General features: G+C 73.9%; 13 protein-coding genes (1 of these 13 running past the window's edge). 2 read left to right on the plus strand and 11 right to left on the minus strand.

What is annotated here, in order from left to right; all coding sequences use genetic code 11:
• Both HFV08_RS16845 and HFV08_RS16850 read left to right on the plus strand, forming a co-directional pair.
• On the plus strand, window positions 1–12,019 hold the 3' portion of the coding sequence (locus HFV08_RS16845; protein WP_168540325.1) for a non-ribosomal peptide synthetase. Its footprint begins 1,592 nt before the window's first position; the window shows 12,019 of its 13,611 coding nt (coding positions 1,593–13,611); its start codon lies off the left edge, out of view; its stop codon occupies window positions 12,017–12,019.
• Window positions 12,016–12,246, plus strand: a complete 231-nt coding sequence (locus tag HFV08_RS16850; protein ID WP_168540327.1) for an MbtH family protein — start codon at window positions 12,016–12,018, stop codon at window positions 12,244–12,246. The genes HFV08_RS16845 and HFV08_RS16850 overlap by 4 nt, the downstream gene beginning before the upstream one ends.
• Before the next feature lie 15 nt (window positions 12,247–12,261).
• Here the strand turns inward: HFV08_RS16850 and ssuE are convergent, their stop codons facing one another.
• From ssuE to HFV08_RS16905, 11 genes are all read right to left on the minus strand, one after another.
• A complete protein-coding gene (gene ssuE / locus HFV08_RS16855) occupies window positions 12,262–12,816 on the minus strand; it encodes an NADPH-dependent FMN reductase (protein ID WP_168540329.1) in 555 nt (184 codons plus the stop codon).
• Between the two features lie 98 nt (window positions 12,817–12,914).
• Window positions 12,915–13,718: an alpha/beta hydrolase gene (locus tag HFV08_RS16860; protein ID WP_168540331.1), complete on the minus strand. Its 804-nt coding sequence runs from the start codon at window positions 13,716–13,718 to the stop codon at window positions 12,915–12,917.
• Window positions 13,715–14,767 carry an LLM class flavin-dependent oxidoreductase gene (locus HFV08_RS16865; RefSeq protein WP_168540333.1) on the minus strand — a complete coding sequence of 351 codons (1,053 nt, stop codon included), beginning with the start codon at window positions 14,765–14,767 and terminating at the stop codon, window positions 13,715–13,717. Before HFV08_RS16865 ends, HFV08_RS16860 begins: the two co-directional genes overlap by 4 nt.
• Before the next feature lie 10 nt (window positions 14,768–14,777).
• Window positions 14,778–16,118: an LLM class flavin-dependent oxidoreductase gene (locus tag HFV08_RS16870; protein ID WP_168540335.1), complete on the minus strand. Its 1,341-nt coding sequence runs from the start codon at window positions 16,116–16,118 to the stop codon at window positions 14,778–14,780.
• A 62-nt stretch (window positions 16,119–16,180) separates the two neighbouring features.
• Window positions 16,181–17,050: an ABC transporter ATP-binding protein gene (locus HFV08_RS16875; protein WP_168540337.1), complete on the minus strand. Its 870-nt coding sequence runs from the start codon at window positions 17,048–17,050 to the stop codon at window positions 16,181–16,183.
• Complete coding sequence (locus HFV08_RS31670; RefSeq protein WP_168540339.1) at window positions 17,047–17,979, minus strand: ABC transporter ATP-binding protein; 933 nt, start codon at window positions 17,977–17,979, stop codon at window positions 17,047–17,049. Before HFV08_RS31670 ends, HFV08_RS16875 begins: the two co-directional genes overlap by 4 nt.
• Window positions 17,976–18,854, minus strand: coding sequence for an ABC transporter permease (locus HFV08_RS16885; protein WP_168540341.1), 879 nt, complete (start codon window positions 18,852–18,854; stop codon window positions 17,976–17,978). The genes HFV08_RS31670 and HFV08_RS16885 overlap by 4 nt, the downstream gene beginning before the upstream one ends.
• 2 nt (window positions 18,855–18,856) lie before the next feature.
• Entirely contained in the window at window positions 18,857–19,930 is a 1,074-nt protein-coding gene (locus tag HFV08_RS16890) for an ABC transporter permease (protein WP_168540343.1), read from the minus strand.
• Window positions 19,931–20,029: 99 nt separating this feature from the next.
• Window positions 20,030–21,580, minus strand: a complete 1,551-nt coding sequence (locus tag HFV08_RS16895; RefSeq protein WP_168540345.1) for an ABC transporter substrate-binding protein — start codon at window positions 21,578–21,580, stop codon at window positions 20,030–20,032.
• 635 nt (window positions 21,581–22,215) lie between these two features.
• The gene (locus HFV08_RS16900; RefSeq protein ID WP_168540347.1) at window positions 22,216–23,160 is read right to left on the minus strand and encodes a DsbA family oxidoreductase; all 945 of its coding nucleotides are present in this window, start codon (window positions 23,158–23,160) and stop codon (window positions 22,216–22,218) included.
• On the minus strand, window positions 23,157–23,585 hold the full coding sequence (locus HFV08_RS16905; protein WP_168540349.1) for an RrF2 family transcriptional regulator: 429 nt from the start codon (window positions 23,583–23,585) through the stop codon (window positions 23,157–23,159). Before HFV08_RS16905 ends, HFV08_RS16900 begins: the two co-directional genes overlap by 4 nt.
• Window positions 23,586–23,711 lie beyond the last annotated feature (126 nt).

Consider the following 23,711-nt stretch of genomic DNA (forward strand, 5'->3'; position numbering starts at 1 on the left):
CTGCGCCTATGTGCCGCTGGATCCCCGGCATCCCGTACGGCGCAGGGAGTGGATGCTCTCCGAGACCGGCGCGCGGGTCCTGCTCAGCAGCACCGAGGCGTACGACTCGACCGAGCCGCGGGGGCTGCCGGTGCTGCTGGTGGACGGCGAGGCGGCGGGGGCCTCGCCCGGCCCGCTGCCGGAGGAGGTCCGCGCGCTCCGCCACCCGGAGCGGCTCGCCTATGTGATGTTCACCTCCGGGTCGACCGGGGTCCCCAAGGGCGTGGCGGTCACCCACCGCAACGTGGCCGACATGGCCCGGGACCCGCGCTGGCGCGAGGGGCACGCCGAGAGCGTGCTCCTGCACTCGCCCTACGCCTTCGACGCCGCCACCTACGAGCTGTGGGTTCCGCTGCTCTCCGGCGGCCGGATCGTCGTGGCACCCCCCGGCTACCTGGACGCCGACATGCTGCGCGCGCTCACCGCGCGGCACCGGATCACCGGCATGTTCCTGACCGCGGCCCTCTTCCACCTGCTGGCCGAGGAGCCGGAGTCGCTGGCGGAGATCGGCGAGATCTGCGTGGGCGGCGAGGCGGTGTCGCCGGGGGCCGTGGCCCGGGTGACGGCGGCCTGCCCGGGGACGAGTGTCGTCGACGTCTACGGGCCCACCGAGGCGACCACCTACGCGCTGGCCCACACCGTGGACCCGGCCCGGCCCGCTTCGGCCCCGGTACCGATCGGCCGCCCGATGAGCGGCACCCGGGCGTATGTGCTCGGCCCGGCGCTGGTTCCGGTGGCGCCCGGGGTGGTCGGCGAGCTGTACCTCGCCGGGACCGGTGTCGCACGCGGCTACCTCGGCAGGCCCGGGCTGTCCGCCGAGAGGTTCGTGGCGGACCCCTTCGGCGAGCCGGGTACCCGGATGTACCGGACCGGCGACCTGGCCGCCTGGACGCCCGAGGGCGAGGTGCGCTTCGTCGGCCGCGCGGACGGCCAGGTGAAGGTGCGGGGCTTCCGTATCGAACCCGGCGAGATCGAGGCGGTGCTCGGGGAGCACCCGCGGGTGGCCCAGGCCGTGGTGACGGTCCATCAGGACGCGCGCGGCGAGCGCCGGTTGGTCGCCTACGCGGTACCGGCGGACACCGGGATCGACATACCGGCGCTGCGCGCCCACCTGGAGGCGCGGCTGCCCGCCCATATGGTGCCCGGCGCCCTGCTGGAGCTGCCCGCGCTGCCGCTGACCCCGAACGGGAAGGTCGACCGCGCCCTCCTGCCCGACCCGGACCGGCCGGGCACCGGCGGCGGCCGGGCCCCGCGCGGACCGCGCGAGGAGATCCTCTGCGGGCTGTTCGCCGATGTGCTCGGCCTCCCGGAGTTCGGCGTGGACGAGGACTTCTTCGAGCGGGGCGGCCACTCGCTGCTGGCCACCCGGCTCGCCAGCCGCATCCGGGGCGTGCTGCGGGTCGAGACGCCGGTACGCGCCGTCTTCGACGCTCCCACGCCCGCGCGGCTGAGCCGCCGCCTGTCCGGCACCGGCCCGGTCCGGGCCGCGCTGCTGCCCGCGGTGCGTCCGGAGCCGATGCCGGTCTCCTTCGCCCAGCGGCGGCTGTGGTTCCTGCACAAGCTGGACGGACCGAGCCCGGTGTACAACATCCCCTTCGCGCTGCGGCTCTCCGGGGAGCTGGACGCCGACGCCTTCCGGGCGGCACTGGCGGACGTGCTGCTGCGGCACGAGAGCCTGCGCACCGTCTTCGAGGAACGCGACGGTGTGCCCTACCAGTCGGTCCTCGCCCCGGCCGGTATCCGCGCCGAGTCCCTGCTGAGCGTCGAGGACGTCGAGGCGGGCGCGCTCGACGACCGGCTGGCCGCCGCGGTCCGCCACTGCTTCGACCTCACCGCCGAGCTGCCGATCCGCGTCACCCTCTTCCGGATCGGCCCGGACGAGCACGCGCTGCTGGTGCTGCTGCACCACATCGCCGGTGACGGCTGGTCCTTCCGCCCGCTGTGGCGCGACGTGATCCGCGCCTACACCGCCCGGCGCGAGGGACGGGCGCCGGACTGGTCCCCACTGGGCGTGCAGTACGCGGACTACACCCTGTGGCAGCGTGAACTGCTCGGCGACCCCGGGGACGCCGGGAGCGAGGCCGCCGCCCAGACCGGCTACTGGCGCCGCGCCCTGGAGGGCCTGCCGGACCGTACGGCACTGCCCGTCGACCGCCCCTACCCGCACACCGCCGCGTACCAGGGGCAGACCCTGTCCTTCGCCTGGCCCCCGCAACTGCTCGACCGGCTGGAGCAGTTGGCCCGCCGCTGCGGCACCAGCCTGTTCATGGTGGTCGACACCGCGCTCGCCGTGCTGCTCTCGCGGATGGGCGCCGGCCACGACGTCGCGGTGGGATCTCCCATCGCGGGCCGCACCGACGAGGCGCTCGACGATCTGGTGGGCTTCTTCGTCAACACGCTGGTGCTGCGGACGGACACCTCCGGCAACCCCAGCTTCCGGCAGCTCCTGGAGCGGGTGCGGGAACGCAGCCTGGACGCCTACGCCCACCAGGACGTCCCCTTCGAGTACCTGGTGGAGAGCCTCAACCCCAACCGGTCCCTGACCCATCACCCGGTGTTCCAGGTGATGCTCGCCTGGCAGAACGCGGCGGGTGCCGAGGAGCTCGAACTGCCGGGCACCCGTGCGCAGTTGCTGCCCGTGTTCACCGGCAGCGCGCGGATGGACCTGCTCTTCAGCATCGTGGAGCCGCGCCGGGTCCGGGGCTCCCGGGAGGGCGAGGGGCTCCGGGGCGTCGTGGAGTTCCGTACCGACGTCTTCGACGCGGAGACGGTGCGTTCGCTGGTCGCGCGCTGGCAGCGGGTCCTGGAGGCGGTGGCCGAGGACCCCACCGTCCCGGTGGACTCGATCGAACTGCTCGACGCCGCCGAACGGGAGCGTCTGTCGGCGCCCTGGAACGCGGACGGCGAGGCGGACGGCGAGGCGGACGGACCGGTGGACGCCGCCGGTCCCGCCGCGGCGTTCGTCCGGCGGGCCGCGAGCGACCCCGGGGCCACCGCCGTGGTCCTCGGCGAGCACCACCTCTCGTACGCGGAGCTGGACCGGAGGTCCGCCCGCCTGGCCCGGGTGCTCCTGGAGCGGGGAGCGGGTCCGGAACGCCTGGTCGCGCTGGCCCTGCCGCGCTCGGTGGACGTGGTGGTCGCGGTCCTCGCCGTGCTGAGGACCGGCGGCGCGTATCTGCCGATCGACCCCGAACTCCCGCCGGAGCGCGCGAGGTTCATGCTCCAGGACGCCGCGCCCGCGCTGCTCCTGACGACCGGCGGGCTCCGCGACCGGTGGACCGGGCCCGGCGCCGCGACGCCCCGGGTACTGGAACTCGACCGCCTGCGGCTCACCGGGGACCCGGCCGGGGACGACGCGTACCCGCTGCCCGACCTCGCCCGGCTGCCCGCCGCGCGCGCCGCGTACGTGATGTACACCTCCGGCTCCACGGGGACACCGAAGGCGGTCGTGATGCCCCTGCGGGCGCTCACCAACCTGCTGCGGTGGCACGCGCGCACGGTGGGCGGCGGGACCGGTGCGCGCACCGCCCAGTTCACCGCCCTGAGCTTCGACGTGTCGGTGCAGGAGATCCTCTCCGCGCTGCTGGCCGGGAAGACCCTGGTCATCCCCTCCGAGGAGGTCCGCCGCGATCCGGAGGCCTTCGCGGCATGGCTCCGCGACCAGCGCGTGAGCGAGCTGTTCGCGCCGCACACGGTGATCGAGGCGCTGTGCGAGGCGGTGAACGAGCGCCCGGAGGCCACTCTCCCCGACCTGCGGGAGGTGATCCAGGCCGGTGAGGCGCTGACCCTCGGGCGGGGGATCCGCGACTTCTTCCGCCGCCACCCCGCGGCCCGGCTGCGGAACAACTACGGCCCGACCGAGACCCATGTGGTGACCGCCGGCGCGCTGCCCCGGGACGTGGCGGACTGGCCGGCGGACTCCGCGACGATCGGCACCCCGGTCTCCGGGACGGCGGCCCATGTGCTCGACGCGTCCCTGCGGCCGGTCCCGCCGGGGGTGCCCGGGGAGCTGTACGTCTCGGGTGCGGGCGTCGCCCGGGGATACGCGGGCCGGGCGGGGCTGACGGCCTCGCGGTTCGTGGCGGACCCCTTCGCCGCACCGGGCACCCGGATGTACCGCACGGGCGACTTGGTGCGCCGCAACCGCTCCGGTGAGCTGGAGTTCCTGGGGCGCGCCGACGACCAGGTGAAGATCCGCGGCTTCCGGGTCGAACCCGGTGAGGTGCGGGCCGTACTCGCCGGGCACCCCGCGGTGGCGCAGGCCGCGGTGGTCACCCGCGACGATCTGCCCGGCGAGCGTCGGCTCCTCGGCTACGTAGTCCTCGCGCCGGGGGCCCGGGTCGCGGACGGTGCGCTGCGGGGCTTCCTCGCCGAGCGGCTCCCGGACTACCTGGTGCCCGCCGCCGTCACGGCGCTGGAGCGGCTGCCGCTGACGCCGAACGGAAAGCTGGACCGCCGGGCGCTGCCCGTCCCGGACACCGCCGCCACCGGACTCCCGCGGCGGCCGGGCACCCCGGCCGAGGCTGCCCTCTGCGAGATCTTCGCCGCCGTCCTCGGTCTCCCCGAGGTCGGCGCCGACCAGAACTTCTTCGCCCTCGGCGGCCACTCGCTGTCGGCCACCCGGCTGGTGGCCCGTACCAGGAAGGTCCTCGGCGTGGAGCTCGGCGTGCGCGCCGTGTTCGAGGCGCCGACGGCGGAGTCGCTGGCGCGCAGGCTCGACGAGGGGCGGGCCACCCGTCCGGCGCTCGCCCGGCGTACCCGCCCGGCGTCGGTGCCGCTGTCGTACGCGCAGGCGAGGCTGTGGTTCCTGCACCGCCTGAAGGGCCCCTCGCCCACCTACAACCTGCCGGTCACCCTGCGGCTGCACGGCCGCGTCGACACCGCCGCCCTGGAGGCGGCCCTGCACGACGTGGTGGCGCGCCACGAGAGCCTGCGCACCGTCTTCCCGGAGACGAACGGGACGCCGTACCAGCGGGTGCTCGCACCCGAGGAGGTGGGCCCGCTGCTCGCCCGGCACACCTGGACGGCGGACCGGGTGGCCCACGCCGTCCGCTCCACCTTCGACCTGGAGTCCCGGATCCCGCTGCGCGCCGAGCTGTTCAGCGCCGGTGAGCAGGAGCATGTGCTGCTGGTCCTCGTCCACCACATCGCCGGCGACGGCTGGTCGATGGCGCCCCTGCTGCGGGATCTGAGCGAGGCGTACGCCGCACGGCTCGGGTCGGGCGCACCGGCCTGGTCCGAACTGCCCGTGCAGTACGCGGACTACACCCTGTGGCAGCGCGAGCTGCTGGGCGCGGAGGAATCACCGCAGGGCCTGTACGCACAGCAACTCGCCTACTGGCGGCAGCAGTTGGCGGACATCCCGGAGCTGCTCGCGCTGCCCGCCGACCACCCGCGACCGGCCGAGGCCACCTACCGGGGCTCGATGACCACCTTCCATCTCGACGCCGGCCTCCAGCGGAAGCTGCACTCGCTGGCCGCCCGGGAGAACGTCACCCTGTTCATGGTGGCGCAGGCCGCGCTCGCCACCCTGCTGACCCGGCTCGGCGCCGGGGACGACATCCCCCTCGGCACACCGGTCGCGGGCCGCCCCGACGACGCCCTCCAGGACCTGGTCGGCTTCTTCGTGAACACCCTGGTGCTGCGCACCGACACCTCCGCGGACCCGAGCTTCCGTACCCTGCTCCAGCGCGTCCGGGAGACGGACCTCGCCGCCTACACCCATCAGGACATCCCCTTCGAGCGCCTGGTCGAGGAGCTCAACCCGGAGCGCTCCCTCGACCACCACCCGCTGTTCCAGGTCATGCTGGTGCTCCAGAACACCCCCGCCGCCCGTCCGAGCCTCGCCGGGACGCGGGTGCGGCCGGAGGAAGTGCGCCTGGGCGCGGCCAAGTTCGACCTCACCTTCAGCCTCACCGAGCACAGCGGACCGGACGGCTTCGCGGGGATGACCGGGGCGGTCGAGTACGCGAGCGACCTCTTCCGGGCGGAGACGGCCGCGGCGCTCGGCGCACGGTTCGTCCAGGTCCTCGCCGCGGTCGCCGAGGACCCCGGACTCCGGCTGAGCGCCGTCGACGTCCTGCTCCCGGGAGAGCGCCACGAACTCCTGAACCGGCGCAACGAGACCCGCCGCGACGTCCCCGCCCTGCCGTGGCCCGGCCTCTTCGCGCGGGCCCGGGCCGGTGGCGAAGTCGCCGTGGAGCACGGCACGGACCGGCTCACCTACGAGGAACTCGACGCCCGCGCCGAACGGCTCGCCCGGGTGCTCCTCGCCCACGGCGCCGGACCGGAGCGGAAGGTCGTGGTGGCCCTGCCGCGTTCCGTGGACCTCGTCGTGGCCATGCTCGCGGTGTTCAAGGCCGGTGCCGTCTACGTCCCGGTGGACCTGGAGTACCCCGCCGCGCGGATCGCCTTCATGCTCGCCGACAGCGCACCCGTCTGCGTACTGACCACCTCGGAGCCGGCCGCCTCGGAGCCGATCGCGGAGCTGCCGCCGGGCACCGCCCGCATCCTGGTGGACGCGCCGGACCGGTATGCCCCCTCCGCGGCGGGGGACACCTGTCTCCCGCGCCGCCCGCTGGACGTGTCCAACGCCGCGTACGTGATCTACACCTCGGGCTCCACCGGCCGGCCCAAGGGCGTCACGGTGACCCACGCCGGTATCGCCGCTCTGGCCGGAGCGCACATGGCCGACCTCGGCGTGGGTCCGGGCAGCCGGGTGCTGCAGTTCGCCTCGCCGAGCTTCGACACCGCGATGTGGGAGATGTGCATGGGCCTGCTCTCCGGGGCGACCCTGGTCCTCGCACCCGAACCCCGGCCCACCGGGCGGGAGTTGGCCGACTTCGCCCGCGCGCGGCGGCTGACCCATCTGACGCTGCCGCCGGGCGCGCTCGCGACGCTGCCGCAGAACAGCCTCCCGGCGCAGGCGACCCTGGTCGTGGCCGGTGAGGCATGCCCCCCGGAACTGGTCGAGCAGTGGTCCGCCGGTCGGCGGATGTTCAACTCCTACGGCCCGACCGAGACCACCGTCGACGTCACCCTCTGGGAGTTCACCCCGAACTCGCCCGGGGAGCCCCGAGGGCCCGGAACCACGGCCGTCGTGCCCATCGGACGACCGGTCTGGAACACCCGGGTGTATGTGCTGGATGAGTGGTTGGGGGTGGTGGCTCCGGGTGTGGTGGGTGAGTTGTATGTGTCGGGTGTGGGGTTGGCGCGGGGGTATGGGGGGCGTGCTGGTCTGTCGGCGGGTCGGTTTGTGGCGGATCCGTTCGGTGGGGTGGGTGAGCGCATGTATCGGACGGGGGATTTGGTCCGGTGGGGTGCTGACGGTGCTCTGGAGTTTGTGGGGCGTGCGGATGATCAGGTGAAGGTGCGTGGTTTCCGGGTGGAGTTGGGTGAGGTGGAGGTGGTGTTGGGCTCGCATCCGTTGGTGGGGCGGGCTGTGGTGGTGCAGGGGGGTGTGCCGGGCGGTGGTCTGGTGGGTTATGTGGTGCCGGTGCCTGGTGAGGTGCTGGTGGCGGGTGAGGTGCGTGGGTGGTTGAGGGGGCGGTTGCCGGGGTTCATGGTGCCGTCGGTGGTGATGGTGCTGGACGAGGTGCCGTTGACGCGGAACGGGAAGGTGGACCGGGGGGCGTTGCCGGTTGCGGTGGTGGCGGGTTCGGGGGACTCGCGTGGTCCGCGGTCGTGGCGGGAGGAGGTGTTGTGCGAGGTCTTCGCCGAGGTGCTGGGAGTTGCCCGGGTCGGGGTGGACGATGGTTTCTTCGAGTTGGGCGGGCATTCGCTGCTTGCGACCCGTCTGGTGAGCCGGGTGCGTTCCGTCCTCGGCGTCGAGTTGGAGATCCGCGCCCTCTTCGAAGCATCCACCCCCGCCGGACTCGCCGAACGCCTGGAAGGCGCCGGACCCGCCCGCGCCGCCCTGAGCGCACGGGAGCGCCCCGAACCGCTTCCGCTCTCGTACGCGCAGCAACGGCTCTGGTTCCTCGACCAGTTGGCCGACACCGAGGCGGTCTACAACTCGCCCTGGGCGGTACGCCTGCACGGGGCCCTGGACCTGGCGGCGCTCAGGGCCGCCCTCGCCGATGTGACGGCCCGCCACGAGGTCCTGCGGACCCTCATCGTGGCCACCGAGGGCGTACCCCACCAGCGGATCGTCGAACCGGCGGACCTGCGGGTGGAGTTGGAGACCGCCGACGTCGAGGCGGCGGCTATGGAGTCCGCGCTCGCCGCCGCGGCCGGACGGCGGTTCGACCTCGCCACCGAGGCGCCGGTACGCGTCCATGTCTTCCGGCAGGCTCCGGACACGCACGTGCTCCTCGTGGTGCTGCACCACATCGCCGGTGACGGCTGGTCCCTGGGCCCGCTCACCCGGGACCTGAGCAGCGCGTACGCCGCGCGGCGCGAAGGGCGCGCGCCGGGCTGGCCGGAGCTGCCGGTGCAGTACGCGGACTACGCGCTCTGGCAGCGTGAACTGCTCGGGAGCGGGACCGAGGACCCCGAGAGCCCCTTGGCGCGGCAACTCGCCTACTGGACCGAGGCCTTGGACGGCCTCCCGGAGGAGATCCCGCTGCCGGCGGACCGCCCCCGGGGCGCCGAGGCGTCCTCGCGGGACGCGGCAACGGAGTTCGGCATCGACGCCGAGCTGCTCCGCCGACTGGAGGCGCTGGCCGCCGCCCACGACGTGACCCTCTTCATGGTGCTCCAGGCGGCCATCGCGGTGCTGCTGACCCGGATGGGCTCGGGGACGGACATCCCCATCGGCACCCCGGTGGCCGGACGACTGGACGACGCACTCGACGAGGTGGTCGGCTTCTTCGTCAACACTCTCGTACTGCGCTGCGACACCTCGGGGGATCCGACCTTCGGCGAGCTGCTCGGCCGGGTGCACGAGACGAACCTCGCCGCGCACGCCCACCAGGACCTGCCGTTCGAGCGCCTGGTGGAGGAGCTGCGGCCCACCAGGTCCTCCTCGCGGCAGCCGCTCTTCCGCGTGATGCTGGCCTTCCAGAACGACCCCGGTACGGATCTGGAGCTCAGCGGACTGACGGTGGCGCCCCAGCAGGTCCCGGCCGGACCGGCCAAGTTCGACCTGGTCTTCCACGCGTACCGCAGGCCCGCGCCCGCGGGAGGCACCGTGATCGCCGGGGCGATCGAGTACCGCGCCGGTCTGTTCAGCGCCGCCATGGCCGAGCGGCTGGGCGCCGGGCTCGTCCGCGTGCTGACGGCCGTCGCCGACGCCCCCGGGACGCGGCTCAGCCGGACCGACCTGCTCGATCCGCTCGAACGCCGTCGGCTCAGCGCCGGTCGCGAGGGACCGGTGAGCGCGCCGCCCGGGGCGACCCTGCCCGAGCTGTACCGCGCCCAGGCCGCCCGCACCCCCGGGGCGCTCGCCGTGGTCGACGGTGAACGGCGGCTCGGCTACGCGGAGTTGGACACCCGCGCGAACCGGCTGGCCCACCGGCTGCGGTCCCGGGGTGTCCGGCCCGGGGACGTCGTGGCACTGCTGCTCGAACGCTCGCTGGAGACCGTCGTCTGCGTCCTCGCGGTCCTCAAGGCGGGCGGTTCGTATCTTCCGCTGGAGGAGCGGTTCCCCGCGGAGCGCCGGGAGCACATGATGGCCGACGCGGGAGCCCGTCTGCTCCTCACGGATCAGCGGGCCGCCGGCGGGCACCGCACCGCCGTCCCCGTCCTGTCCCTCGACGAGGCCCTTACCGCCGGAGGACCGGAGCACGACCCCGAGGTGCACGGCCACCCGGAGAACCTCGCCTACACCATGTACACCTCGGGCTCCACCGGCGAGCCCAAGGGCGTGGGCGTCACCCAGCGCGGCGTCGCGAGCCTCGCGCTGAACGCGACCTGGCACACCGGCGCCGGGGAACGCATGCTCCTCCACTCGTCCCCGGCCTTCGACGCCTCGACCCTCGAACTGTGGGTGCCGCTGCTCACCGGCGGGGCGATCGTGGTCCAGCCGCCGGGTGAGACGGATGTGGACGCCCTGCGGCGGGTCGTCGCGGACCAGGGGGTCACCTGCCTGTACCTCAGCAGCGGACTGCTCGCGCTCGTGGCGGAGGAGGCTCCGGAGGCACTGGCCGGGGTGGGCCAGGTGCTCACCGGCGGCGAGGCGATCCCTCCCTCCGCGGCCGAACAGCTCCTGCGCGGCTGCCCCTCGACCCGGCTGATCAACCTCTACGGCCCCACCGAGATCACCGTGGCGGCCACCAGCCATCCCGTCTCGGCACCCGAGGCGGCACAGGGCTCCGTACCGATCGGGCGCCCGAATCCTGACTCCCGGGTGTATGTGCTGGATGAGTGGTTGGGGGTGGTGGCTCCGGGTGTGGTGGGTGAGTTGTATGTGTCGGGTGCGGGGTTGGCGCGGGGGTATGGGGGGCGTGCTGGTCTGTCGGCGGGTCGGTTTGTGGCGGATCCGTTCGGTGGGGTGGGTGAGCGCATGTATCGGACGGGGGATTTGGTCCGGTGGGGTGCTGACGGTGCTCTGGAGTTTGTGGGGCGTGCGGATGATCAGGTGAAGGTGCGTGGTTTCCGGGTGGAGTTGGGTGAGGTGGAGGTGGTGTTGGGCTCGCATCCGTTGGTGGGGCGGGCTGTGGTGGTGCAGGGGGGTGTGCCGGGCGGTGGTCTGGTGGGTTATGTGGTGCCGGTGCCTGGTGAGGTGCTGGTGGCGGGTGAGGTGCGTGGGTGGTTGAGGGGGCGGTTGCCGGGGTTCATGGTGCCGTCGGTGGTGATGGTGCTGGACGAGGTGCCGTTGACGCGGAACGGGAAGGTGGACCGGGGGGCGTTGCCGGTTGCGGTGGTGGCGGGTTCGGGGGACTCGCGTGGTCCGCGGTCGTGGCGGGAGGAGGTGTTGTGCGAGGTCTTCGCCGAGGTGCTGGGGGTGGCCCGGGTCGGTGTCGATGACGGTTTCTTCGAGTTGGGCGGGCATTCGCTCCTTGCGACCCGCCTGGTGAGCCGGGTGCGTTCCGTCCTCGGTGTCGAGTTGGAGATCCGCGCCCTCTTCGAAGCATCCACCCCCGCCGGACTCGCCGAACGCCTCGACGGTCCCGACCCCGCCCGCACCGCCTGGGAGGTCCTGCTCCCGCTGCGGGAGAGGGGAGACCGCCCCGCCCTGTTCTGCGTACATCCCGGCGGCGGACTGAGCTGGTGCTACTCCGGGCTGATCCGCCAACTCGACCCCGGACAACCGGTGTTCGGACTCCAGGCCCGGGGGATCGCCCGACCGCAGCCGCTCCCCGCCTCCGTGGCGGAGATGGCGCGGGACTACCTCCAGCACATGCGGACGGTCCAACCGGACGGTCCCTACCGCCTGTTGGGCTGGTCGGTCGGCGGCAACATCGCGCACGCGATCGCCACCCTGGCCCAGGACCAGGGTCTGGACGTCGACTTCCTGGCGATACTGGACGCCTACCCCGGCGGTGAGGAACAGGAGGAGTACCTGCCCGATCAGCAGGAAGTGCTCGCCGGTCTGCTGGAGTTCATCGGCGTGGACCGCGGCCGGCTCGGCGAGGGGCCGCTGCGGCTCGACGCCGTGATGGAGGTGTTCCGGGCGGAGGGCAGCGCGCTCGCCAGTCTCGGACAGGAGCAGATCACCGCGCTCCGGGACGTGCTCGTCAACAACTCCAGGATCCGCAACGCCTACGTACCGGACACCTTCCACGGCGAGGTGCTGTTCTTCGCCTCCACCGAGGGCGCCGAGGCGGCGGAACACGCGCCGCAGGAGTGGGATCCCTATGTGAAGGGCGGGATCCAGGTGCACGAGATCGCCTGCGAGCACAGGTTCATGGCCGCGCCGGACTCGCTCTCCCGTATCGGCGCGATCATCGACGAGAAGCTCAACGCCCTGACCGGAGCGACCGGAGTGACCGGAGCGACGGCGACAATCGGGGCGACAGCACCAACCGAAGCACCCGAGGCGGCCCGAACCGCCGAGGCAGTCGAAGCACCCGAGAACCGCGAAGGAGAAACCTCATGACGAACCCGTTCGAGGACCCGGACGGCACCTACCACGTCCTCGTGAACTCCGAGGGCCAGCACTCCCTGTGGCCGACCTTCGCCGAGGTTCCGCCGGGCTGGGAGATAGCCTTCCGTGAGGAGAGCCGGGACGCGTGCCTGGAGTTCATCGAGAAGAACTGGACCGACATGCGCCCCCGCAGCCTCGTCGCCTTCATGGAGAACACGGCCGCCGACGCCGGGGCATAGCGCGGCCCGCCCCCGTCAGCCGCCGGCCAAGACGGTCGCCCCCGTGCCCAGCGCCCCGGCGAACTGGTCGGTGACGCGGGCGAGTTGGGCGGCGGCCTCGGGGGCTATCCGCAGGCTCCCGGTGTCGTCGAGGGTCAGGTCGCGGTCCAGGGTGAACCAGCCCTGGACGATGTGCGCGGCGCCCATCGAGCTGAGCACCGGACGCAGCGCGTAGTCGATCGCCAGGACGTGGGCGGTGCTGCCGCCGGTGGCCAGCGGGAGCACGGTCTTGCCCTCCAGGGCGTACTGCGGGAGGAGGTCGAGCAGTGTCTTGAGGAGTCCCGAGTAGGCGGCCTTGTAGACCGGGGTGCCGATGACCACACCGTCGGCGCGGGCGAAGAGCGCCGCCGCCTCGACGAGTGCGGGGTGCCCGAAGTCGGCGCCGAGCAGCGCCTCGGGCGGCAGGGTGCGCACGTCCAGCGGGATCACCTCGTGGCCGTGCGCGGTGAGTCTGCTGTCCAGGTGGCGGAGCAGGCGGGCGGTGCGGGAGGTGGCGGAGGGGCTGCCGGAGACGGACAGGACGACGGCCATGGGGGGCCTTCCGGTTGGGGGCGGTGTACGGCTCTGGTCGTTCGGGGCGGGTATGGCTCCGATGGTGCGAGGCGGGAGTTCGGGGCCGGGCCGGGCGCTCACCAGGTGCTGGACTCGACCGCGACGAGCGGTACGAGTCCGTTGCGCAGGGTCTCCAGGAAGGTGACGATCTCGGCGGCCACCGCGCGGTGCTGGAGGTCGTTGAGCACGTCGTGGTGGGCGCCGCGGACCACCGCGAGGCGGGCGCGGGAGAGGGACGCGGCGGTGCGGGTGAGCGCGGCGGGGTCCCCGAGCGGGTCGGCGTCGCCGGTCAGCAGCAGCGCGGGGACGCCCGGATCGCTCTCGTAGGCGGCGCTCAGCAGGGCTGCCGGGACCGGGCTGCCGAGGGCGCCTCGGTGGACATCCGCGTCCTCGGTGAGCCGTCCGCGGTGGGTGGGGCAGGCGGTGCGCACCTCCAGTTCGGCGTCCCAGTCGTGCGCGGTGGCGGGGGCCGCGGCGGTGCCGGGTGCGGGCAGCCCGGCGAGGACCACGCCGTCCGGGCGGGCGGCCGCGGGCAGTTCGGGACCGGCGAGCAGGGCGGCGAGGGCGGCGGCGCCGGTGTCGGCGCCGAGCAGGACGAGCGGGCGCCCGGGGCTCGCCGGTGCCTCCTCGGCCGGGTCGTCGGCGGCGCCGGTCCCGGCGAGGGCTTCGGTGAGCCGGGCGCCGAGGCGGGCGGCGGCGGTGGCCCAGCCGTCCGGGTCGGTGGCGGGGGCGTCGAGGACCCGGACCCGCCAGGCGTCGGCGGCGAGGCGGCGGCCGAGCCGCTCGTAGGTGGCACGGGTCTCGCCCCGGCCGGGGACGACCAGGACGGTGCCGCGGACGAGCAGGCCCTCGGGGGTGGGGTGGTCGGTGTAGGCGCTCATGCCGGGTTTCCTGCCGTCGTGGGGGTGGGGTCGGAGGCGGGCCGCCAGCCGAGGGCGGGAGCGACCTCGGTCGCGAGCAGCTCCAGGGCCCGCAGGGCGGCGTCGTGGCCGGGGACGGCCGGGTTGAACTGGGCGATGAGGTCGGTGGCCAGCGGCAGCACCCGCTCGCCCGCCAGCGCGGCGACGATGTCCTCGGGAGCCCCGTAGAAGCAGTGGAAGCGGCGCAGCGCCTCCGCGGTGTCCAGACCGCGGGGGAAGGTGCCGCGCTCCGCCATCCGCAGCGCCGCCTGGTGCACGTCCTGGGCGATGCGGTCCAGGGCGGTGCGCCGGTCGGCGGCCGGGAAGACGAAGCGGGAGAGCCCGATCCGCGGCGGGTACGGCTGCTGCCAGGCGGCGAGGTAGGCCTCTGCCCAGGGCCGCTGGACCTCGTCGGTGGGTTCGTCGAAGCCGTACGCGGCCCGGTTGAGCAGCAGTTGGGAGCCGGCCCCGGCGGCGTGCTCGGCGCCGCGGGCGCTGAAGACGCCCTGCCAGATCCGCCGGGTGAAGTCGCCGGGCGCGGGCTGGACACGGAAGCCGGGGGCGCCGCACTCGCGTCCGGCCAGGGCGTGCCGGAGCACGGCCAGGTGCGCGGTGGTCACCTCGCGGCGGCGCACCGGGTCCGCGCCGAGTTCGGGCCGCCCGAAGGCCGCGTACTCGTCCGGGTGGGAGCCGCTGCCGACGCCGAGTTCGACCCGGCCGCCGCTGAGCGTGTCCACGGATGCCACGTCCTCGGCGAGGCGGAGCGGGTCCTCCAGGGGCAGCACGGTGATCGCCGTCCCGAGCCGGATGCGGCGGGTACGGGCGGCCGCGTGGGCGAGGAAGGTCCAGGGCGAGGAGAGCCCGCCGCCGAGGGGCACATGGTGCTGGGCGACCCAGCCGGTGTCGAAGCCGAGTTCGTCGGCGGCAACGAAGAGTTCCTGGGCCTGCCGGTAGGTGCGGGCGGGGTCCTCGTCGCGGCCCTGGACGTGGGTGAGGAAGCCGAGCCGCAGGCGCGGGGCGGGCGGGGTCACGGCCACCGCCTCAGCCCTGGGCGGCACGGCGGGCGGCGGTGTGGCGGTTCTCCGGCACCGGCAGGCCGAGGTTGCCGCGCAGGGTGTCGGCCTCGTACTCGGTGCGGAACAGGCCGCGTTCCTGGAGCAGCGGGACCACGCCGTCCACGAAGAGGTCCAGCTCCTCGAAGGTGCGGAAGGCGAGGTTGATGCCGTCGAAGGTGCCGGCCGCGAACCACTTCTCGATGGTCTCGGCGACCGTGGCGGGCGCGCCGACGAACGGTGAGCGCCTGAACTCCGAGGCGGAGGTAACGACTTGACGCAGCGTCAGGTTCTCGGTGCGGGCCCGCTCGATGATCTTCCCGGCGGCGGTCCTGCCACCCTTCTCGGCGAGGTGGGCGATGTCGGGGAAGGGCGCGTCCAGGTCGTGCCCGGTGAAGTCGTAGGCGCCGAAGGAGCGGCCGAGCAGGGCGAGGCTGCGCTCCAGGTCGTTGTCCTCCTCGAAGATCTCCCGCTCCCGCAGGCGGGCGGCCTCGTCGGTGGCGGCGACCACCGGGCCGCCGTTGATGAAGATCTTGATGTGCTCGGGGTCCCTGCCGTGGGCGGCGGTACGGCGCTTGATGTCCGCGTAGTACTCCTGGGCCTGGGCGAGCGAGCCGCCCGGCGCGTAGATGCCCTCGGCGACCCGGGCGGCCAGGTCGCGGCCCTCCTCGGAGACACCCGCCTGGAAGATGACCGGCTGGCCCTGCGGGGAGCGGGAGAGGTTGAGGGGGCCCGCCACCTTGAAGTGCTCGCCGCGGTGCTCCAGGGCGTGCAGCTTGTCCGGGTCGAGGAAGAGGCCGCGCTCGGGGTCGGCGGGGAAGGCGTCGTCCTCGTAGGAGTCCCACAGTCCGCGGATCACCTCGACGGACTCCAGGGCGCGGCCGTAGCGGGTGGTGTAGTCGAGGTGCTCGTCCAGGCCGTAGTTGCGGGCGGTGCCGGTGTCGAAGCTGGTGACCACGTTCCAGCCGGCCCGGCCGCCGCTGATGTGGTCGAGGGAGGCGAAGCGGCGGGCCAGGTTGAAGGGGGAGTTGTAGGTGGAGCTCGCGGTGCCGACCAGGCCGAGGTGGCGGGTGCGGACGGCGACCGCGGAGAGCAGGGTGAGCGGTTCCAGGCGGTTGAGGTAGTGCGGCGGGTAGGTGGCGTTGATGAACTGGCTGTCCACGATGAACAGGGCGTCGAACAGGGCGTGTTCGGCGGCCTCGGCCTGCCGGAGGTAGTAGCCGATGTCGATGCTGGCGTCCTTGGCGACCCGGGGGTCCTTCCACAGGCCGTGCTGGCCGGGGCCGCCGACTCCGTAGGGGTGCAGGGCGAGATGCAGCTTGCGGGACATGGCGGGGTCTCTCTTCCGTGAGGGCGGGGCGCGGTTCGCCCCCGTGAAGGGCGGTCCGGGGGTCAGGCGTCGAGCAGGGCGCGGAGCTTCGCGCGGGCGGCGCGGTCGGCGGGGGCGCCGCGCAGGGTGGGCGCGGAGCCGACGAGCAGGCGGGTGTAGGGGTGGACGGGGCGGCGGACCAGGTCCCGGGCGGGGCCGGTCTCGACGAGTTCGCCCCGGTGGAGGACGCCGATCCGGTCGGCGACCCCGGCCACCGAGCCGAGGTCGTGCGAGATGAAGACCAGGGAGGTGCCCGAGGCGCGCAGCTCCCGCAGGATCTCCAGGACGCCGACGCGGTTGGCCGAGTCCAGAGCGCTGACCGGTTCGTCCAGGAGCACCAGGCGGGGTTCGGTGACCAGGGCGCGGGCCACCGCGACCCGCTGGCGCTGGCCGCCGGAGAGCGCGCCGGGCAGCCGGTCGAGCAGGTCCGCCTCCAGCCGTACCCGGGGCAGGAAGGCCCGGACCCGCTCGGCCGCCTCGGCGCGCGGCACCCCGCGGACGAGGAGCGGTTCGGCCAGCGACCGGCCGATCGTCAGGTCCGGGTCGAGGCTGCGCAGCGGGTCCTGGAAGACGTAGCCGACCAGGCCGCGCCTGCGCAGCGCGCGCCGGCGGCGGCGGTCGTAGCCGGTGACGTCCTCGCCGTGGATCAGGACCGAGCCCGCGGTGGGCCGGACCAGTCCGAGTACGGCACGGGCCAGGGTGGACTTGCCGGAGCCGGTCTCCCCGATCAGGCCCAGGGTCTCGCCGGGCGCGACGCTCAGCGAGACCTGGCGCAGCACCTGGCGCCGCCGCGTGCGCAGGCCGTGGTGGACGTCGAGGCAGCTGACCGCGAGCACCGGGGCGGCGGCTCGGGCGGGTTCGGCGTGCTCGGCGGCTTCGGCGGGGGTGCTCACAGGACCTTCTCCTCGTCGTCGTCCCGGGTGGGGGTCCCGGCGTCCGCCGGGTCCTCCGGTCCGAGCAGGCGTTCCAGGCCGTACTGTTCGTGCTCGCTCAGCAGCAGCCGGGTGTACGGGTGCCGCGGGCGGTGCAGGACCTCCTGGACGGGGCCCTGCTCCACCACCTCGCCCCGGCGCATCACCAGGACCTCGTCGCAGAGCTGGGCGACCACGGCGAGGTCGTGCGAGACGACCACCAGGGCGAGGCCGGTCTCCTCGCGCAGGTCGGCGAGGAGGTCGAGGATCTCGGCCTGGACGGTGACGTCCAGGGCGGTGGTGGCCTCGTCCGCGATGAGCAGGCGGGGCCCGGCGGCGAGCGCGGTGGCGATCAGGACGCGCTGGAGCATGCCGCCGGACAGCTCGTGCGGGTACTGCCCGGCGACGAGGCGGGGCTCGCGCAGCTGGACCTGGCGGAGCAGTTCCGGCACCCGGTGCCGGGCCTCGCGGCGCGTCAGCCCGCACTTGACCCGCAGCACCTCGGCGATCTGCCGGCCCACCGGCAGCGAGGGGTTGAGGTAGGAGGCCGGGTCCTGGAAGACGGCGCCGAGGGTGCTGCCGCGCAGTGCAGTCCACCGGGCGGGGGTGAAACCGGCGATGTCGCTGCCGTCGATCTCGATCCGGCCGCCGGAGACCGCGAGGTGCGGCGGCAGGATGCCGAGGGCGGCCCGGCAGGTCAGCGTCTTGCCGCTGCCGGACTCGCCCACGATGCCGACCGTACGGCCCGCCGTGAGCGTGAAGCCGATGCCGTGCACGAGTTCGCGGCCGGTGGCCCGGTCGGTGATCCGTACGCCGTCCAGGGCGAGGACGGGCGGGGCCGGATCGGGGGCGCCGGACGGCTCCGGTTCCGTCGCGGGGGCCGGGGCGGGCCGGCGGGAGAGGGTGGTCATCGGGCACCTCCGGCGGGGGCGGCGGGGGTCTTGCCGGGCGGGGCGGGGCGGCGTGCCACGGAGTGTCCGGCCTCGCCGGAGACGTCGCGGATCGCGTCGGCGAGCAGGTTGGCGGCCAGGACGGTGCCGGTGATGAGCAGCGCCGGGGGCACCGGGGCCCAGGGCTGGTGGCCCAGGTAGCCGAGGTCGGAGGCGAGCAGGCCGCCCCACGTCGGTTCGGGCGGCTGGACGCCGATGCCGAGGAAGGTGAGGCTGGAGACGATGACGAAGCCGGTGCCGAGGGTCTGCGCCAGCGCGATGGCCAGCGGCGGCAGCACCTTGGTCCAGACGTGGTGGCGCACGATCCAGCCCAGCGAGGCACCGGAGAGCAACGCGGCCTCGACGTAGGGGGAGCGGGCGACCGCGAGGGTGGCGGCCCGGGAGACCCGGTAGAAGAGCGGCGAGACGAGGACTCCGGTGACCAGCATGGCCTGGGTCAGGCCGTTGCCGAGCAGCGCGATCACGGCGACCGCGAAGAGCAGGAACGGCAGCGCGACCAGGGTGTCGGTGAGCCGGAGGGTGACCCACTCGAAGACGCGGCCCAGGTGGACCGAGAGGATGCCGGGGACGGCGCCGGTCACCAGTGCGGTGAGGGTGACCTCCAGGGCGCCGAGGACGCTGACCCGGGAGCCGTCCAGGAGGCGGCTGAACACGTCCCGGCCGAGGTAGTCGGTGCCCAGCCAGTGGGCACCGGACGGGCCGGCCAGGGTGTTCCCGCTCTGGGCGAGCGGGTCCTGCGGGGCGAGCAGCGGCCCGAGCAGGGCGAGCAGCGCGACCAGGGCGAGGACGATCAGGGCCGAGCGGCCCGAGGCGAGGGACCAGAGGCGGCGGTGCACGCTCACACCCCCCGCTGGGCGGCCGGGGTGAGACGGGCGAGCACGAGGTTGACCACCAGGTTGAAGGAGACGACCAGGGCGATGGAGACCACCAGGACGCCTTGGACGGCGGGGACGTCGCCGCTCTGCGCGGAGTCGTTGGCGAAGCGTCCGAAGCCCTGGAGCCCGAAGATCCACTCGGTGACGACCGAGGCGCCGACCAGGGCGGGGAACTTCAGGCCGAGGGTGGCGAGCGCGGGGCCGAGGGCGTTGCGCAGTACGTGGCCGAAGAAGATCCGCCGCGGGCCGAGGCCCCGTACCAGCGCGCCGGTCACGTAGTTCTCGCGGTAGGCGGCGATCAGGCCGGAGCGCAGCTGGCGGGCCACGTCGGCGACCACGTCGAAGCTGAGCGCGAGGGCGGGCAGGATCAGATGGGAGAGCCAGGGGCCGAAACCGCCCTCGGCGAGCGGGACATAGCCCGCCGAGGGGAAGAGGCCGAGGCCGACGGCGAAGACGGTGACCAGGACGATGCCGACCACGAAGGCGGGCATCACCGAGAACACGGTGACGAAGCCGGTGACACCGCGGTCGAGCAGGCTGCGCGGCTTCAGCGCGGCGAGGGTGCCGAGCAGGAAGCCGAGGACGCCGCCGAGCAGCAGCGCCAGGAAGGCGATGGAGAGGCTGACCCCGAGGCCGAGCCCGATCAGGGTGGAGATGTCGGCGCCGTTGGACCAGCTCCGGCCGAGCTGACCGTGCAGGACGCCGGTGATCCAGTCCCCGTACTGGGTCAGGAAGGGCCGGTCCAGGCCCCACTCGGCCTCCACCCGGGCGATGGCCTCCGGGGTGGCCTCCTCGCCGAGTTGGAGCCGGGCCGGGCTGAGCCCGCTGAGCGAGCGCAGGGCGAAGGTGACGAAGGTGGCGACCAGGAAGACGGGGACGAAGACGGCGACGGTACGGGCGAGGACCGTCGTGAGCCGGCCGAGCGCGCGCCGGGTGCGGGGGCCCGCCCCGGACCGGGACGGCGGGTGGTCGCCGCGGTCCGGCGCGGTGGCCGCCGGGAGGTCCGCGGGGGGCGGTGCGGTGAGGTTCTCCGGCACGGGAGGCCTCCTCTCTGCGAGAAGCGGGACGACGGTGAACGGTGAACAGGGCGGAAAGCGCCGGGAGTCGGGGGACTCCTTGGTCGAGCGCCCCCTCGGTCAGCTGCCGCCGACGGTCACGCCGGTCCAGTTCAGGTGGGCGGGGTTCTTCGGCAGAGCGGAGATCCGGCTGCTCTTGGCGAAGAGGTTCGGCGAGGAGTAGGTGAAGACCAGCGCCTTGGTGTCCAGACCGGCCCGGGTGGCGGCCCGCAGCTTCGCGGCGTACCGCGGGTCGTCGATCGGGGTGCGGCGGGCCTCGGCGACCGCCCGCGGGAAGCCCGAAGGCTGGTAGGGCGAGCTGAGGTTGAGCGGTCCGTCCGGGCCGAAGTGGGCGGTGAGGGTCTGCACCGCGGAGTCGCGTCCGGTGGTGGAGTAGAGCGAGAAGGCGAGATCCTTGGCGAAGAACGGCGTCGCCCAGTTCTTGTCGATCTTGATGGTGACCTTGATGCCCACCTTGGCGAGCTGGGACTGCACGATCTCGGCGGCCGGGTCCTCGGCCGGGATGACGAGCTTCAGCTTGAGCTCGCCGGGCTGGTACCCGGCCTTTGCGAGCAGCTTGCGCGAGGCGGCGGGGTCGTACGGGTATTTCTCGGCGGAGCCCGGGTCGTAGGCGATGTAGCCGGGCGGGAAGGGCTGGTCGGTGGACTTGCCGTAGCCGAAGGTCAGTTTGTCGACGAATTCCTCGCGGTTGACCGCGTACCGGACCGCGTCCACGACCTTGTCGTCGTCGAAGGGCGCCTTGTTGACGTTGAGGCTGATGTTGGCGGCGTTGTAGCCGGGCTGCACGAAGACGTCGAGCCCGGCCTTCTTGGCCTCCCCGGCCTGCCGGGGGTCGATGTCGGCGAAGTTGTAGACGCCGGTGCGCAGTCCGGAGACCACGGTGGACGCGTCCGGGGCGGAGGTCAGCTCGACCTTGTCGATGTGGATGTTCTTCGCGTCCCAGTAGTCCGGGTTCTTCTTCAGCACCGCCTTGGTGCCGGGGATGACCTGGGTGACGGTGAAGGGGCCCGCGCCGACCGGGTTCTGGTCCAGCGCCGCGGGCTTCCTCGCGGCCTTGGGGCTGGCGATCTGGAGCACCCGCTCGCCGAGCAGCTGCGGTATCTGGTAGTCGACCTGGGTCAGGTGCACCACCGCGTCCTGGCCCTTGGCCTCCACCGACCTGATCGAGGTGAGGTCGCCGAAGAGCGCGGAGTTCTTCTGCTTCTTGGCGCGTTCGACGGCGGCCTTGACGGCCGCGGCGTTCACCGGTTCGCCGTCGCTGAACTTCAGCCCGGAGCGCACCCGGAAGGTCACCTGGTCGCCCTCGGCGTTGTACTTCCAGCTCTCGGCGAGGTCCGGGACCGCGTCGCCCTTCTCGTTCACCCGGGTCAGCGAGGCGTAGGTGAGGGCGAGCGCGCGGAACTGGGCGCCGCTGCCGCCGACCACCGGGTCCCAGTGCGCGGGGAAGGAGGAAGTGGCCCATTTGAGGGTGGAGTTGCCGGCGGCGCCGGAGGAGTTCCCGCCGCAGGCGGTGAGCGAGGGCGCGAGCAGTGCGGCCAGTGCGGCGCCGAGGGCGGTGGCGCGGACCGCGGGGCGGCGGGGACGGCGGCGGGGCGTGACGGGTCCAGGCATGGTGGCGGGAGCTTTCTGTGACGGACCGGGCCGCGAAGGGACACGGCGGCAGAGCGGGTGCCACCGCTCAGGCCGCGGCCGGGGCACGGGGGGTACGCGCCGGGGCGTGCGGCAGGACTCCGGTACGGGGGACCTCAGGGGAGGACCTGGTCCGGGGAACGGGGCGATGGTGCGACACCCCTGGGGTCTGTCTTCACACTCCCCTCGTCGCCCGGAGGGCGGCGTCGCGGCGTCTGGTGCGTGCTCGCCGGGGGTACCCCCTGCTCGAAGAGCTTGGGGGAGTGCCGGGTGCAAGGCCTCGTACCGGATGTACTCGGCCTTGTGCCCGGTGCGGCGAGAGTGCGTGCCAGGCGTCGCGACGCAGAGGGGAGTGTGACGACAGGCCCCGGGGCACGGGGCGCGGAAGGACGGACCGGGGCGGTCCGGGAAGCGGGCGTCGGCCGCCGGGGCGGCGTGGACGGTCGGTCAGCGACAGAGGGCGCTGGAGGTGCGCCGCAGGTCCACGTAGCGGCACTCCACACCGGGATGGGTCGGGTGCATGCCGCATATCCTGCGGGCGGCCCTCCCCGCTGTCAATGGACACCTATAGGTGTCTCATTGCTCGGGATGCGCGAAGCCTCCGCCTTTCCCGCAGTTCACAGCTGCGGGCCGGGCTCCGGGGCGAATCCGGGCCGGGCCGCGGCCTCCGAGGGGTGCAGCCAGAGCGGGCCGCCCGCGGTCTCCTGGCGGACCGCGTCCGGTGGCGGCCAGGGCCCGGTCGTCAGCACCGCCGCCTCCGGTCCGGTCAGGGTGGCGAAGCGGGCCAGCGCGGCGGCGGGGGCGAGCGGGGCGGGCGCGGCGAGCGGCCGCGGGCCGAGGCTCGCGACGGCCGCCGCGTACTCCGCCCAGCCGCGGCGCCCCGGAACCGCCCGGTACCGGTCGCCGGAGCGGAAGAGCAAGGTGGGCAGGGCGTACCGCAGTTCGCCGTCCGGGGTCTCCTTGGCGGCGCCCGGGTGCGGCGAGCCGTCGGCGGCCTCGCGCACCTCGGGCACCGGGCGGCGGGCCTCGGCCCGGTCGGCGGCGACCCGGGCGCGCACCGCGGGCGAGGCCGCGTCGGCGGCGAGCCGGTCGGCGTCCAGGCCGGGGACACCGCGGGCGGCGGCGAGCGCCGACTCCGGGGTGTCGGCCGGGACGCCGAGCACGAAGACCGTCTCACGCAACCGCCGCAGCACCCGCTCGGCCACCTGGGGGCCCTGGAGTTCGGCCGCCGCGGCGGTCTGCGAGGCGGGCCAGGAGCTGGCCGCCACCCGGCGCAGCCGATCCGCGCGGGGCGCCCCGGTGTGCGCGGCGATCTCCGCGACGTACCCCTCGTACCAGGCGGTCTCGGCGGCCGGATCGGGGGCCGGCTCCTCGTCCTCGTCGAAGAGGATCGCGTAGGCGCGGCGCCAGCGGGCGCGCCCCGCGAGCCCGGCGCGCAGCTGCCGGAAGACCGGCTCGGAACCCCAGGACCAGGGGCACAACGGGTCGGTGTACTCGACGACTTCGAGCGCGGGCCCCTCGTCCGGGGCGGGGCTCGCGGGCGGTTCGGCGGCTTCGTTCACGCGACCCCGCTCCGGGTTCCGGCGGCGCTCTCGGGCAGCAGCGCCGCGAGGGTCACGCCGCCGAGGACGGCCGCGGCGCCGGCCTCCACCCGGCGCCAGATCCCGGGCAGGCCGCGGGCGGCGCCCGGGTAGTCGAGGCCGGCCGGGGTCTCACCGCGCAGGGTGAGCACCTCGCCGTCCACCGCGCGCACCACATCGAGCAGGGAGATCTCCTCGGCGGGGCGGCCGAGCCAGTAGCCGCCCTCGCAGCCGCGCTGGCTGCGCACCAGACCGGCCCGGCGCAACTCGCCGACCACGGACTTCAGGAAGCGGAACGGGATCTCCTGCGAGGAGGCGATGGCCTCACAGGTCAACGGGCGGTCCGGAGCACCGGCTATCTCGAGGAGAGCGCGCGTGGCGTAGTCCGCCTTCGCGGAGATATGCATGCGCCCCATGATGCCGCAGCCGGGTCGGCGGCGGAGGGTTTCCCGTCGCGGTCCACTCCTTCATTGCGGCAGGATTGCCGCAGGTGAACCGTAATGGACACCTCTTGACATCCTTTTCCGGACGGT

The sequence above is a fragment of the Streptomyces physcomitrii genome (genome assembly GCF_012273655.1).
Lineage (GTDB): Bacteria > Actinomycetota > Actinomycetes > Streptomycetales > Streptomycetaceae > Streptomyces > Streptomyces physcomitrii.

What these genes read in the sequence shown, in the direction of transcription:
- HFV08_RS16905 (WP_168540349.1), bottom strand. Translation starts at nt 23,585, where the DNA reads ATGCATATCTCCGCGAAGGCGGACTACGCCACGCGCGCTCTCCTCGAG.
- HFV08_RS16895 (WP_168540345.1), bottom strand. Translation starts at nt 21,580, where the DNA reads ATGCCTGGACCCGTCACGCCCCGCCGCCGTCCCCGCCGCCCCGCGGTC.
- HFV08_RS16860 (WP_168540331.1), bottom strand. Translation starts at nt 13,718, where the DNA reads ATGAGCGCCTACACCGACCACCCCACCCCCGAGGGCCTGCTCGTCCGC.
- HFV08_RS31670 (WP_168540339.1), bottom strand. Translation starts at nt 17,979, where the DNA reads ATGACCACCCTCTCCCGCCGGCCCGCCCCGGCCCCCGCGACGGAACCG.
- HFV08_RS16870 (WP_168540335.1), bottom strand. Translation starts at nt 16,118, where the DNA reads ATGTCCCGCAAGCTGCATCTCGCCCTGCACCCCTACGGAGTCGGCGGC.
- HFV08_RS16850 (WP_168540327.1), top strand. Translation starts at nt 12,016, where the DNA reads ATGACGAACCCGTTCGAGGACCCGGACGGCACCTACCACGTCCTCGTG.
- ssuE (WP_168540329.1), bottom strand. Translation starts at nt 12,816, where the DNA reads ATGGCCGTCGTCCTGTCCGTCTCCGGCAGCCCCTCCGCCACCTCCCGC.